At 74.2% G+C, this 15,345-nt stretch carries 2 protein-coding genes; both read right to left on the bottom strand.

Going from position 1 to position 15,345, the window contains the following annotated elements; all coding sequences use genetic code 11:
• Positions 1-225 precede the first annotated feature (225 nt).
• On the bottom strand, positions 226-1,083 hold the full coding sequence (locus LPU61_RS05485) for a metallophosphoesterase (protein ID WP_229404313.1): 858 nt from the start codon (positions 1,081-1,083) through the stop codon (positions 226-228).
• 330 nt (positions 1,084-1,413) lie between these two features.
• Positions 1,414-15,339 (bottom strand): type I polyketide synthase, encoded by a 13,926-nt coding sequence (locus LPU61_RS05480; protein ID WP_374199622.1) that lies wholly within the window; start codon positions 15,337-15,339, stop codon positions 1,414-1,416.
• Positions 15,340-15,345 lie beyond the last annotated feature (6 nt).

Here is a 15,345-nt window from a genome sequence, read left to right as displayed (position 1 = left end):
TACCGATCGATTCCGCCGAACACTGAGGAAGCCACCACCGCAGGCATCCGGCCCTGGGAATTGCCGGTATCCGACCCTCACCGTGAGTGGACGGTACTGAGCGCGCTACGGCGGCCCAACCCCTACGGGACCCCTCATTCAGCCCCCGCGCGGCGCCTCCCGGAGGGGCGATAACCGCAGGATGAGGCCGGTGGGAGGGCCCTCGGGGACGCCCGTTCCCGGCGGTCAGCCGTGGGGTCGGGCGGGGGCCGGGAGGATCTGGCGGGGCCGTCCCGGCGGCGTGGCGCGGCGACGCCACTCGCGCGGGTAGCCGACGGACACCTCCTCGAACCGGACGCCGTCGTACCAGGTGGTGCGCGGGATGTGCAGATGGCCGTAGACGGCGACGCGGGTGTCGTAGCGCAGGTGCCAGTCGGCGGTCAGGTCGGTGCCGCACCACTGGGCGAACTCGGGATAGCGCAGGACCCGGGTGGGCTCGCGGACCAGCGGGTAGTGGTTCACCAGAATGGTGGGCAGGCCGCCGCGCTCGGCGTCGAGCCGCCGCTCGGTCTGGATCACCCGCGCCCGGCACCAGGCGTCCCGGCTCGGGTACGGGTCGGGGTGCAGCAGGATCTCGTCGGTGCAGACCACGCCGGTCTCGTGCGCCCGCGCCAACGCCTGCTCCCGGGTGTACGTCCCCGGGGGCCGCCACGTGTAGTCGTACCCGACGAAGAGCGGGGCGATCAGGACGGGATCCCCGTCCGGGTCCCACACCGGGTACGGATCCTCCGGCGTGACCACGCCCAGGCTGCGGCACAACGCGACGAGGTGCCGGTAGCGTTCCTCGCCACGCAACTGGACGGTGTCGTCGCGGGGCGTCCACAGCTCGTGGTTGCCCGGTGCCCAGATCACCCGGGCGAACCGGTCGCGGAGCAGGCCGAGCGCCCACTGGATGTCCTTGGCGAACTCGCCGACGTCACCGGCGACGATCAGCCAGTCGTCGTCGTTGTCGGGGCGCAGGGCCTCGACGATGGCCTTGTTCTCCGCGTACACAACGTGCAGGTCGCTGATCGCGAGGAGCTGGCCGCTCTGGGAGCCGGTCACAGGGCACCTCCCGTGTCTCCGGGCACCCGCGCGCACCCCCGCCTCCGCCCGCCCCGCGCCAAGCGGGACGACAACCTGTCGGGCTCCGACCCTACGGAGCCCGACAGGAGGCGACACACCCCTAGATCCACCCACCAGACCCCTAGCCCCACCCTCCCGGCCGCCCTCCCGGCGGTCTCCCCCGGCCCTCCCCCGGCGGTCTCCCCCCGGTGATCAAGAGGTTTGCGTCACCGTCGAGATCAACTTTGACACTTTTCTCTTGATCACCGGGGCGGGGGGCGGGGGGGGCGGGGGGTGGGGGGTGGGGGTGGGGGCGGGGGGTGGGGTGGGTCAGGACTTGCCGAATTCGCGTTGGATGATGGCGAAGATGTCGTCCTCGGTGGCGGTGGACAGGTCGTCGGCCACGGCTACGGCCTCGGCCGGGGCGGGCGACGCGGAAGCCGGCGACGAGGGATCCAGCGAGGCCGGATCCAGCGAGGCGGGGGATGGCGACGACGGGGCGGTGGCACCTCGCCAGTGGGCCAGCAGATCCTCCAGGCGGCGGGTGATCTCCGAGTCGTCGCGCCGGTCGGCGGGGACGGTCCGCAGCAGTTCCTCAAGCCGTTCGATCTCGGCGACGACCGGGGTGGCCGCCCCGTGCGGCACCAGCTCGGCGCGCAGGTGCTCGGCGAGCGCGGCCGGCGTCGGATAGTCGAAGACGAGGGTGCTGGGCAGGGCGAGGCCGGTCTCGGCGGTGAGCCGGTTGCGCAGCTCCACGGCGGTCAGCGAGTCGAAGCCGAGTTCCAGGAAGCCCCGGGCGGCACGGATCGCTGCCGGGGTGCGATGCCCCAGCACGGTGGCGGCGGTGCCGCGTACCAGGTCGAGCAGGATGCGGTCCCGCTCGGTGTCGCCCGCGGCGGCCAGCCGGTCCCGCAGCTGCTGCGGGGCGCCGGTGCCCGACGGCGGCGTCTCCGGGCGTTCGACGGCACCGGCCTCGGGGATGCCGCCGAGCAGGGGGCTGGGCCGCAGGGCGGTGAAGGAGGCGGCGAACCGGTCCCAGGCGACGTCGGCGACGACGACGCTCGTGTCGTCCCGGTCGAGGGCCGCCTGCAACGCGGCGACCGCCAGCTCCGGATCCATCGCCGGCAGCCCCCGGCGGCCGAGCTGTTCCTGCTGCTCGCCATGCGCCATCCCCGCGCCGGCCCACGGGCCCCACGCCACCGCGGTGCCGGCGGCACCCCGGGCGCGCCGCCGGGCCACCAGCCCGTCGAGGTACGCGTTGGCCGCCGCGTAGCCGGCCTGCCCGGCCGAGCCCCACACCCCGGCGATGGACGAGAACACCACGAACGCGTCCAACTCCGGCAGCAACGCATCGAGATGCGCCGCCCCGTCGACCTTGGCGCGCAGCACCTCGCGCAGCTCGTCGGCGGTCAGCTCGCCCAGCGGGGTGGAGTGCGCCGCGCCCGCCGCGTGCACGACGGCGCGCACCGGGTCACCGTCGGCGGCGAGGCCGTCGAGCAGCGCGCCCAGCGCTGACCGGTCCGCCACGTCACAGGCCGCCACCGTCACCCGCACCCCGGACGCCCGCAACCGCTCCGCCAACTCCACCGCACCCACAGCCCGCTCACCACGCCGACTCACCAACACCACATGCCCGGCACCCGCACCGACCGCCCACTCCGCAACCCGGGAACCGAGAGCCCCCGTACCACCGGTGACCAGCACCGTCCCCGACAACCGGAACTCCCGCCGCGCACACTCACCGCCGGCACGGGCCAGCCGGCGCACGAACAACCCCGACGACCGCACCGCCACCTGATCCTCGACACCCGCCGCCAGCACCTGACACACCCGGCGGACCACGCGGGCGTCCACCACCTCCGGCAGGTCCACCAGGCCACCCCACCGTCGTGGCTCCTCCAACGCGGCCACCCGGCCCAGGCCCCAGGCGGCAGCGGCGACCGGGTCGACCGGGGCGTCCGACGCGCCCACGGACACCGCGCCCCGGGTCACCCACCACACCCGGCCGCCCAGGTCGGCGGCGGCCAGCGCCTGCACCGCCCCCAGCGCCTCGCCCACGCCGACGCCGGCCAGCGACAGCAGCGACACCACACCGGCGGCCTCGCCGACGTCGCGGAGCGACTTCGCCACCAGTTCGCGGTCGTCCGCCGGGCCGTCGAGCGTCAACGTCCGGACCTTCGCCCCGGCCGAGGCGATCCCCTCGGTCACGGCCGCGAGCACCGGGGCATCGACCCCGTCGTACGGCACCAGCACCAGCCAGGTCCCGGTCAGCTCCGCCCGCGCATCGGGTGCGGCCTGCCACTCGACGCGGTAGCGCCACGAGTCGACGGTGGACCGCTGCTGACCCGCCCGCCGCCAGCGGGCGAGCTTCGGCAGCAGGTCACTCAGCGACTGCTCCGCCGCCAACTCCGCACCGAGGCCGGTCAGGTCCTCCCGCTCCACCGCCGCCCAGAACCGCTCGTCGGTCGCCGAGCCCCCGCCGGTGGACGCGACGGCGGCCGGCGAAGCGTCGTGCAGCCAGTAGCGCTGCTGCTGGAAGGCGTAGGTGGGCAGGTCGACGGTGCGGGGCCGACCGCCGGTGTGGGTGAACCAGGTCGCCCAGTCGATCGACGTGCCGGTGACGTGCAGCCGGGCGAGGGCGGTGACCAGGGCGGTCACCTCCGGCTGGTCGCGGCGCAGCGCCGCCACCAGGTGCGCCGGACGGTCGGCCGGGGTGTCGGCGGCCATCGCCGTCAACGTCGCGTCCGGCCCCACCTCCACGAACGTCGACACGCCCAGCTCACGAAGGGTGGCGATGGAGTCGGCGAACCGCACCGCCTCCCGCACATGCCGCACCCAGTACTCCGGGTCGGTGATCTCCCCCGCCTCCGCCACCCGCCCCGTCAGGTTCGACACGACCGGCAGCCTCGGCGCACGCCACTCCAGGCCAGCCAGGACCGTGCGGAACTCGGCCAGCATCGGCTCCATGAGCCGCGAGTGGAACGCGTGACTCACCGGCAGCCGCTTGACCCGCCAACCCCGCTCGGCGCACTCCCCCGCGATCCGATCCAACTCGACAACCTCGCCGGCCAGCACCACCGACCGAGGACCGTTCACCGCCGCCACGTCCACACCGTCACCGGCCAACCCGCGCGCCTCTCCCTCGGCCACGCCCACCGCCAACATCCCGCCACCGCTGGGCAACGCCTGCATCAACCGGCCCCGCGCCGCCACCAACGCGCACGCATCCTCAAGCGACAACACACCCGCCACATACGCCGCCGTCACCTCACCGATCGAATGCCCCACCAGGTAGTCGCCGGTCACGCCGAAGGCAGCGAGCAGCTCGTGCAGCGCCACTTCCAGGGCGAACAGGCCCGCCTGCGTGTACGCCGTCTGATCCAACAGCCCTGCCAGATCACTGCCCGGTGAAGCGAACACCACCTCCCGCAACGAGCGGTCGAACCGGCCCTCGAACCGGGCGCACACCCGGTCGAAAGCATCCGCGTACACCGGGAACCGGTCGTACAACTCCCGGCCCATCCCCGACCGCTGCGCACCCTGACCCGTGAACAACAACGCCCGCCGACCCGAGACCACCTCACCGGTGAACACACCGGGTGCCGCAACGGAGCCGGCCAGCGCGGCAAGCCCCTCGCGCAGGTCGTCCCCGGTCGCGCCGAGGACGACAGCCCGGTGCTCCAGGGCGGCGCGGGCGGTCGCGAGCGACCAGGCGATGTCGGTCGCCGTCGGCCCCGCGTCGGATCCCAGGTGCTCGGCGAGCCGGGTGGCCTGCGCGGCGAGGGCTTCCGGCGTGCGCGCCGACACCAGCCAGGGCACCACGGGCAGGTCAACGGGCCGGGGCGGCTCGGCCTCGACGGGCTCCGCCTGCTCGAGGATCACGTGGGCGTTGGTCCCGGAGATGCCGAACGAGGAGACGGCGGCCCGGCGCGGGCGGTCCACCACCGCCGGCCACTCGCGCCGCTTGGTGACCAGCGTGACCGCGCCCGACGTCCAGTCCACCTTCGTGGAGGGCTCGTCCACGTGCAGGGTCGCCGGCACCACGCCGTGTCGCAGGGCGAGGACCAGCTTGATCACCCCGGCGACACCGGCCGCCGCCTGCGTGTGGCCGATGTTCGACTTGATCGACCCGAGTAGCAGCGGCGCGGCGTCGCCCCGACCCTGCCCGTACGTCGCAAGCAACGCCTGCGCCTCGATCGGGTCACCCAGCGTGGTGCCCGTGCCGTGCGCCTCCACCACGTCCACGTCGGCCGTGGACAACCCCGCCGACGCGAGGGCCTGCCGGATCACCCGCTGCTGCGACGGACCATTCGGCGCGGTGAGCCCGTTCGACGCACCGTCCTGGTTCACGGCGGAGCCGCGCACGACCGCGAGAACCCGGTGACCGTTACGCCGCGCGTCCGACAGCCGCTCGACGAGGAGCACCCCGACGCCCTCACCCCACCCGGTGCCGTCCGCCGACTCCGCGAACGACCGGCACCGCCCGTCGGCGGAGAGGCCGCCCTGCTTCGCGAACTCGACGAAGGTCGCCGGTGAGGCCATGACCGTCACGCCGCCCGCGAGGGCCAGGTCGCACTCGCCCGAACGCAGTGACTGTGCCGCCAGGTGCAACGCGACCAGCGACGACGAGCACGCCGTGTCGACGGTGACCGCCGGCCCCTCGAACCCGAACGAGTACGCCACCCGCCCGGACAGGACGCTGGTCGCGTTGCCGGTGAGCAGGTGGCCGCCGACCTCCTGGTCCCGGCCCATGGCCGTGGACGCGTACCCCTGGAAGCTGGCACCCGCGAAGACGCCGACCCGCTCCCCCTTCAGGCGGGACGGGTCCACGCCCGCCGACTCGACCGCCTCCCAGGAGACCTCCAGCAGCAGCCGCTGCTGCGGGTCCATGGCGACGGCCTCGCGGGGGGAGATGCCGAAGAACCCGGCGTCGAACGCCCCCGCGTCGTAGACGAAGCCGCCCTGGCGGGGGAACGAGGTGTCGGACAGCCGGCCGTCGAGGAAGCTGTCCCAGCCCCGGTCGAGGGGGAAGTCGGAGATGCCGTCGCGCCCGGCGGTGAGCATGTCCCACAGCTGGTCGGCGGTGTCGACTCCGCCGGGCAGGCGGCAGGCCATGCCGACGATCACGATGGGGTCGTCGTCGACGGCCGCGACCCGCTCCCGCTCCACCGCCCCGGCCGGGGTGCCGGTCAGCTCGGCGGCCAGGTGGGCGACGAGCGCCAGCGGCGTCGGGTGGTCGAAGACGAGGGTGCTGGGCAGGGCGAGGCCGGTCTCGGCGGTGAGCCGGTTGCGCAGCTCCACGGCGGTCAGCGAGTCGAAGCCCTGCCGCTGGAACGCCTGGTCGGCGGGGACGGCGTCCGGCGTGGCGTGCCCGAGCACCGCGGCCACCTGGGCGCGCACGAGGTCGAGCAGATACGCGTCCCGTTCGGCGGTCGTCAGGGTGGCGAGCCGGCGGCCGAGCTGCGCCCGTTCCTCCCCCGCATCGGCGGCGGCGGCGGGCGACGCGGGCCGCGCCTCGGGGATCTCGTCCAGCAGGGGGCTGGGTCGCAGGGCGGTGAAGGAGGCGGAGAACCGGTCCCAGGCGACGTCGGCGACGACGACGCTCGTGTCGTCCCGGTCGAGGGCCGCCTGCAACGCGGCGACCGCCAGCTCCGGATCCATCGCCGGCAGCCCCCGGCGGGCCAGTTGCTCCTGCGCCTCGCCCTGGACGGCCATGCCGGCACCCGCCCACGGGCCCCACGCCACGGCCGTGGCGGCGGTGCCCCGGGCCCGTCGGCGCGCGACGAGGGCGTCGACGAAGGCGTTGGCCGCCGCGTAGCCGGCCTGCCCGGCCGAGCCCCACACCCCGGCGATGGACGAGAACACCACGAACGCGTCCAACTCCGGCAGCAACGCATCGAGATGCGCCGCCCCGTCGACCTTGGCGCGCAGCACCTCGCGCAGTTCGTCCGGCGTGACGTCGGCCAGCGGGGTGAACTGGGGCGCTCCGGCGGCGTGCACGACGGCGCGGACGGGGTCACCGGCGTCGGCGAGGCCGTCGAGCAGCGCGCCGAGCGCCGACCGGTCCGCCACGTCACACGCCGCCACCGTCACCCGCGCCCCGGACGCCCGCAACCGCTCCGCCAACTCCACCGCACCCACAGCCCGCTCACCACGCCGACTCGTCAACACAAGGTGTTCTGCCCCGACACCCACCGCCCACCGCGCCACCCGGGAGCCCAACGCCCCGGTGCCGCCGGTGACCAGCACCGTCCCCGACAACCGGAACTCCCGCCGCGCAGACTCACCACCCGCCCGCACCAGCCGCCGCACGAACAACCCCGACGACCGCACCGCCACCTGATCCTCGACACCCGCCGCCAACACCTGACACACCCGCCGCACCGCCCGACCGTCCACCACCTCCGGCAGATCCACCAGGCCACCCCACCAGCCCGGCAGCTCCAACGCCGCCACCCGGCCCACGCCCCACACGGCCGCCGCGACCGGGTCGACCGGGGCGTCCGACCTGCCCACGGACACCGCGCTCCGGGTCACCCACCACACCCGGCCGCTGACGCCGCAGTCGTTCAGCGCCTGCACCACGGCGAGGGTCTCGCCCACGCCGGCACCGGCCAGCGACAGCAGCGACAGGACCCCGGCGATCTCACCCGGGCTGGGCAGCGCGGCCCGCAGCCGCTCGGCCGCGTCGTCCCGGTTCGTCCCCGCCGGGTCGAGGCTGACCGTCAGGACCTCCGCGCCGTGCGCGGCCAGGCCCTCGGCAAGGGGGTGGTCGGCCTGCGCCGGGGGCACCAGGACAAGCCACCTCCCGGTCAACCCCTCCGACGGTACGGCCGGAGCGGGCCGCCACTCGACGCGGTAGCGCCACGAGTCGACGGTGGACCGCCGCTGACCCGCCCGCCGCCAGCGGGCGAGCTTCGGCAGCAGGTCACGCAGCGGCTGCTCCGCCGCCAACTCCGCACCGAGGCCGGTCAGGTCCTCCCGCTCCACCGCCGCCCAGAACCGCTCGTCGATGTCGTCGCTCGCTCGCGAGGTGCCGCCGACAGCCGATACGGGCTCGGGCCAGTACCACCTGCGGTGGAAGGCGTAGGTGGGCAGGTCGACGGTGCGGGGCTGGCCGCCGGTGTGGGTGAACCAGGCGGCCCAGTCCACGGGCGTGCCGGTGACGTGCAGCCGGGCCAGGGCGTTCACGATGCCGGTCGCCTCGGACTGGTCACGGCGCAGCGCCGCCACCAGGTGCACCGGACGGCCGACGGGCGTGTCGGCAGCCATCGCCGTCAACGTCGCATCCGGCCCCACCTCCACGAAGCTGCTGACGCCCAGGTCGTGCAGGGTAGCCACGGCATCGCCGAACCGGACCGCCTCCCGCACGTGCCGCACCCAGTACTCGGGGTCGGTGATCTCCCCCGCCTCCGCCACCCTGCCCGTCACGTTCGACACGATCGGCAGCCTCGGGGCCCGCCAGTCCAAGCCTTGGAGCACCGTCCGGAACTCCGCCAGCATCGGCTCCATCAACCGCGAATGGAACGCGTGACTCACCGGCAACCGCTTGACCCGCCAACCCCGATCCACGCACTCCCCCGCGATCCGATCAAGATCGGCCACCGGCCCCGACAGCACCACGGACTGTGGACCGTTCACCGCCGCCACGTCCACACCGTCACCAGCCAGCGCACGCACCTCGGCCTCGGCCGCGCCCACCGCCAACATCCCGCCACCAGCAGGCAACGCCTGCATCAGCGAGCCACGCGCCGCCACCAACGCACACGCGTCCTCCAACGACAACACACCCGCCACATGCGCGGCCGTGACCTCACCGATCGAATGCCCCACGAGATAGTCAGCCGTCACACCAAACGAGGCCAACAGCTCATGCAACGCCACTTCCAGGGCGAACAGACCCGCCTGCGTGTAAACGGTCTGATCCAACAACCCCGCCAGATCAGAGCCCGGTGATGCGAACACCACCTCCCGCAACGAACGTTCAAGCCGGCCCGCGAACAGGGCACACACCCGGTCGAACGCGTCCGCATACACCGGGAACCGGTCATACAACTCCCGACCCATCCCCGACCGCTGCGCACCCTGACCCGTAAACAACAACACCCGACGACCCGAGACCACCTCACCCGCCACCACACCCGGAGCCGCCACGCCGGCCGCCACCGCATCCAGCCCGGACAGCAGGTCGTCTCGACCCGCCCCAAGGACGACCGCCCGGTGCTCCAGAGCAGCCCGCGACGTAGCGAGGGACCAGCCCACGTCGACCGGCGACAACCCGGAGCCCTCCCGGACGAAGTCGGCCAGCCGCACCGCCTGCCCACCGAGAGCCTCCGCCGAACGCGCCGACACCAACCACGGCACCACCGGCAACTCCACCGGCCCGGACGACCCGGCCCCGGCCTCCACCGGATCCGACTGCTCCACGATCACGTGCGCATTCGTCCCCGAGATCCCGAACGACGACACCGCCGCCCGACGCGGCCGACCCACCACCGGCCACTCACGTGGCTCCGTCACCAACTCGACCGCACCAGACGACCAGTCCACCTTCGACGACGGCGCATCCACGTGCAGGGTCGCCGGCACCACCCCGTGCCGCATCGCCTGCACCATCTTGATCACACCGGCGACGCCGGCTGCCGCCTGCGTGTGACCCAGATTCGACTTCACCGACCCCAGCAGCAGCGGCGTCTCCCGCCCCTGCCCATACGTCGCCAACAACGCCTGAGCCTCGATCGGGTCACCCAGCGTGGTACCCGTGCCGTGCGCCTCCACCACGTCCACGTCCAACGGCGACAGCCGAGCCGACGCCAGGGCCTGCCGGATCACCCGCTGCTGCGACGGCCCATTCGGCGCGGTAAGACCGTTCGACGCACCGTCCTGGTTCACGGCGCTACCGCGCACCACGGCGAGGACCCGACGGCCGTCCCGCCGGGCGTCCGACAGGCGCTGCACCAGCAGCACCCCGACGCCCTCGCCCCAACCCGTCCCGTCCGCCGACTCCGCGAACGACCGGCACCGCCCGTCGGCGGACAGTCCCCGCTGCCGGGAGAACTCGACGAACGCGCCGGGAGTGGCCATCACGGTGACGCCGCCGGCCAGCGCGAGGTCGCACTCGCCCGACCGGAGTGACTGCGCCGCCAGGTGCAGCGCCACCAGCGACGACGAGCACGCCGTGTCGACGGTGACCGCCGGCCCCTCGAACCCGAACGAGTACGCCACCCGCCCCGACAGGACGCTCGCGGAGGCCCCGGTGGCGCCGTAGCCGGCGAGCTGTTCGCCGCCGTTGCGGATGAGGTTGTCGAAGTCCTGCCCGTTGGTGCCGGCGAAGACGCCGACGCGCCCGCCGCGCAGCGTGAGGGGGTCGATCCGGGCGTCCTCGATCGCCGCCCAGGACACCTCCAGCAGCAGCCGCTGCTGCGGGTCCATGGCGACGGCCTCGCGGGGGGAGATGCCGAAGAACCCGGCGTCGAACGCCCCCGCGTCGGCGAGGAACGCCCCCTGCGTCACGTACGACGCCCCGGGGTGCCCGGGGTCGGGGTGGTGGAGCGCGGTCAGGTCCCAGTGCCGGTCGGTGGGGAAGTCCGACATGGCGTCGACGCCGTCGGCGAGCAGCCGCCAGAACTCCTCCGGCGAGCCGGCCCCGGCGGGAAAGCGGCAGCCCATGCCGACGATGACGATCGGGTCGTCGTCGACGGGGCGTACGGCCGGGGCCGTCGCGGACGGCGACTGCCCGCCCAGCAGTTCCGCGCGGATGTGGGCCGCCAGGGCGGTGGGGTTGGGGTGGTCGAAGGCGAGCGTGGCGGGCAGGGTCAGCCCGGTGGCGGCGTCGAGCCGGTTGCGCAGCTCGACGGCGGTCAGCGAGGTGAAGCCGAGGTCCCGGAACGCGCGTTCGGCCGGCACCCGGTCGGCGCTGCCGTGGCCGAGCACCGCCGCCACCTCGGCGCGCACCAGGTCGCGGAGGGTGTCGAGCTGCTCGGCGTCGGTGAGCCCGGCGAGGCGGTCCCGCAGGGCACCGCCGCCGGCTGCCCGGTCGGCGGTGGCGGCGTCGGTGACCTGCGGCGCGGTCAGCAGGCCCCGGATCAGCGGGTCGGGGCGGCGGCCGGCGGCGCTGCCCGCCACCCGGTCCCAGTCGACGTCGGCGACGACGAGGTGGATCTCGTCGTCCTCCAACGTGCCGGTGAGGGCGCGGACGGCCGTGGCGGGATCCATCGCCCCGAACCCGTTGCGGGCCATCCGGTGTTCGAAGTCGCCTGCGCTGACGCCACCGTCGGCCCACAGCCCCCAGGCGATGGCGGTGGCGGGCAGCCCCTCGGCGCGGCGGCGCCGGGCGAGGGCGTCGAGCCAGGCGTTGCCGGGGGCGTAGTTGGCCTGCCCGGGTCCGCCCATGGTGCCGGCGAGGGAGGAGAACAGCACGAACGCGGACAGCTCGTGGTCCCGGGTCAGCTCGTCGAGGTTGCGGGCCGCGTCGACCTTGGCGCGCAGGGCGGTCGCCATCCGGTCTGCGGTGAGGGCGTCGACCACGGTGTCGTCGAGCGCCGCCGCCGTGTGCACGACGGCGGTGAGCGGCAGGTCGGCGGGGATCGCCGCGAGCAGGTCGCGCAGGGCGTCCCGGTCGGCGGCGTCGCAGGCCGCCACGGTGACGCGGGTGCCGAGGGCGGTCAGTTCCTCGGCGAGGGCGGCGGCGCCGGGGGCGTCGGGGCCACGGCGGCTGACCAGCAGCAGGTGATCGGCCCCGGCCGCCGCGAGGGCGCGGGCGACGTGCCCGCCGAGCGCGCCGGTCCCGCCGGTGACGAGGGTGGTGCCGCGCGGGGTCCAGGCGCGTGCGGGGGTGGCGGGCCGCCGGGCGCGGGTCAACCGCCGGGCGTACGTGCCGGTGGCGCGCACCGCGAGCTGGTCCTCCGCGCGCTCGCCGCCGAGCAGCCGCCGCACCTGTCGTACGCCGCGCGCGTCGGCGGTCGGGGGCAGGTCCACGAGCCCGCCCCAGCGTTGGGGGTGCTCGGCGCGCAGCACGCCGCCGAAGCCCCACAGGGCCGCCTGGTCGCAGTCGACGGCCTGGTCGCTGGGGTCGACGGAGACCGCGCCCCGGGTGGCGATCCAGAGCCGGGCGGGGATCGCGGCGTCGCCGAGGGCCTGGGCGAGGGCGACGGTGTGGGCGAGGCCGGCGGGCACGGAGGCGGCGTCGGGGTGGCCGCCGGTTGCGAGGCCGAGCAGCGACAGGACGGTGCCGGGTCGCCCCTGGCCGTCGGCGTACGCGTCGGCGAGGTCGCGGGCGAGGCCGGCCCGGTCCCGGTCGGCGGCGACCCGCAGCACCCGTACGCCGGGCGCGGCGAGCGCGCTCGCCCACTGTCCGGCCGCCCCGTCGTCGGGCACGAGGGTGTCGTCGGGCACGACGAGCAGGAGGTCGTCGGCCTCCCGCCGGTGGTGGTCGGCCAGCGGCTGCCAGGTGACCCGGTACCGCCACGAGTCGAGGCTCGACCCGGCGGGGGCGGTGCCGTGGGGGCGGGTGCGGGCGTCGAGCCAGTAGCGCTGGTGGTGGAAGGCGTAGGTGGGCAGGTCGACGGTGCGGGGCTGGCCGCCGGTGTGGGTGAACCAGGCGGCCCAGTCCACGGGCGTGCCGGTGACGTGCAGCCGGGCGAGGGCGGTGACCAGGGCGGTCGTGTCGTCCTGGTCACGGCGCAGCGCCGCCACCAGGTGCGCCGGACGCTCCGCCGGGGTGTCGGCGGCCATCGCCGTCAACGTCGCGTCCGGCCCCACCTCCACGAACGAGGTCACGCCCAGCCCGTGCAGGGTGGTGATCGAGTCGCCGAACCGCACGGCCTCCCGCACATGCCGCACCCAGTAGTCAGGGCTGGTGATCTCGGCCGTCTCCGCGATGCGCCCCGTCACGTTCGACACGATCGGCAACCTCGGCGTCTGCCAATCCAAGCCTTCGAGGACCGACCGGAACTCGGCGAGCATCGGCTCCATCAACCGCGAATGGAACGCGTGACTCACCGGCAGCCGCTTCGCCCGCCACCCCTTCTCCGCACACCGCTGGGCGATCACGTCCAGGTCGGCGACCGGCCCCGACAACACCACCGACTGCGGACCGTTCACCGCCGCCACGTCCACACCAGCACCGGCCAGCGCACGCACCTCGGCCTCCGCCGCGCCCACCGCCAACATCCCGCCACCAGCAGGCAACGCCTGCATCAGCGAGCCACGCGCCGCCACCAACGCACACGCGTCCTCCAACGACAACACACCCGCCACATGCGCGGCCGTGACCTCACCGATCGAATGCCCCACGAGATAGTCGGCCGTCACGCCGAACGAGGCCAACAGCTCGTACAGGGCCACTTCCAGGGCGAACAGACCCGCCTGCGTGAACGCCGTCTGATCCAACAGGGCCGCCAGGTCGGAACCCGACTCCGCGAACACCACCTCCCGCAACGGACGATCGAGGCGACCCGCGAACAGCCCACACACCCGGTCGAACGCCTCCGCATACACCGGGAACCGGACATACAGTTCACGACCCATCCCTGACCGCTGCGCACCCTGACCCGTGAACAACAACACCCGACGACCCGACGACACCTCACCCGCCACCACACCCGGGGCGGTCTCGTCGGCGGCCAGCGTGTCCAGGCCGGACAGCAGGGCATCGCGGTCGGCGCCGAGGAGCACCGCCCGGTGCTCCAGAGCAGCCCGCGACGTAGCGAGGGACCAGCCCACGTCGACCGGCGACAACCCGGAACGCTCCCGGACGAAGTCGGCCAGCCGCACCGCCTGCCCACCGAGAGCCTCCGCCGAACGCGCCGACACCAACCACGGCACCACCGGCAGGCCGACGGAACCGGCCGACCCGACCTCGGCCTCCACCGGATCCGCCTGCTCCACGATCACGTGCGCATTCGTCCCCGAGATCCCGAACGACGACACCGCCGCCCGACGCGGCCGACCCACCACCGGCCACTCACGTGGCTCCGTCACCAACTCGACCGCACCAGACGACCAGTCCACCTTCGACGACGGCGCATCCACGTGCAGGGTCGCCGGCACCACGCCATGCCGCAGGGCGAGGACCATCTTGATGATCCCGGCGACGCCCGCCGCCGCCTGCGTGTGACCCAGATTCGACTTCACCGACCCCAGCAGCAGCGGCGTCTCCCGCCCCTGCCCATACGTCGCCAACAACGCCTGAGCCTCGATCGGGTCACCCAGCGTGGTGCCCGTGCCGTGCGCCTCCACCACGTCCACGTCCAACGGCGACAGCCGAGCCGACGCCAGGGCCTGCCGGATCACCCGCTGCTGCGACGGCCCATTCGGCGCGGTAAGACCGTTCGACGCCCCGTCCTGGTTCACCGCGCTACCGCGTACCACGGCCAGGACGCGGTGGCCGAGCCGCCGGGCGTCGCTGAGGCGTTCCACGAGGAGCATGCCGACGCCCTCGGACCAGCCGGTGCCGTCGGCGCCCTCGGCGAACGACTTGCACCGCCCGTCGGGGGCGAGGCCGCGCTGCCGGCTGAAGTCGACGAAGGTCTCCAGGGTGGTCATCACGGTGACGCCGCCGGCCAGCGCGAGGGTGCACTCGCCGGAGCGCAGCGACTGCACGGCGAGGTGCAGCGCGACGAGGGACGACGAGCAGGCGGTGTCGACGGTGAGCGCGGGCCCCTCGAACCCGAACGTGTAGGCGACCCGGCCGGAGAGGACGCTGCTGGCGGTGCCGCCGCCGATGAACGCGTCCAGGGTCTCGGGCACCTCGGCCAGCCCGGCGGCGTAGTTGTGGTACATCATGCCGGCGAACACGCCGACGCGACTGCCGCGCAGGGACAGCGGGTCGATGCGGGCGTCCTCGATCGCCTCCCAGGACGCCTCCAGCATGAGCCGCTGCTGCGGGTCCATGGCGAGGGCCTCGTACGGCGAGACCTTGAACAGCTCCGAGTCGAAGTCACCGGCGTCGTGCAGGAACCCGCCCTCCCGCGCGTACGTGCTGCCCCGGCGCTGCCCGGTCGGGTCGTACGCGGCGTCGGTGTCCCAGCCCCGGTCGGTGGGGAATCCGGTGACGCCGTCGGTGCCGGTCGCGACGAGTTCCCACAGCTGCTCGGGCGAGCGGACGCCGCCCGGGTAGCGGCAGCTCATCCCGACGATGGCGATGGGCTCGTGGTTCTTGGCGTCGGCCGCCTTGAGGCGCTCGCTGGTCTCGGCGAGGTCGGCGGTGACGCGCTTGAGGTACTCACGGAGCTTGGCTTCGTTCGCCATCGGGATTCACCT

The organism is Micromonospora sp. NBRC 110038, assembly GCF_020884815.1.
Classification (GTDB): domain Bacteria; phylum Actinomycetota; class Actinomycetes; order Mycobacteriales; family Micromonosporaceae; genus Micromonospora; species Micromonospora haikouensis.
Note: the sequence above shows the minus strand (reverse complement) of the source record. Positions and strands in the feature narration are given on the sequence as shown.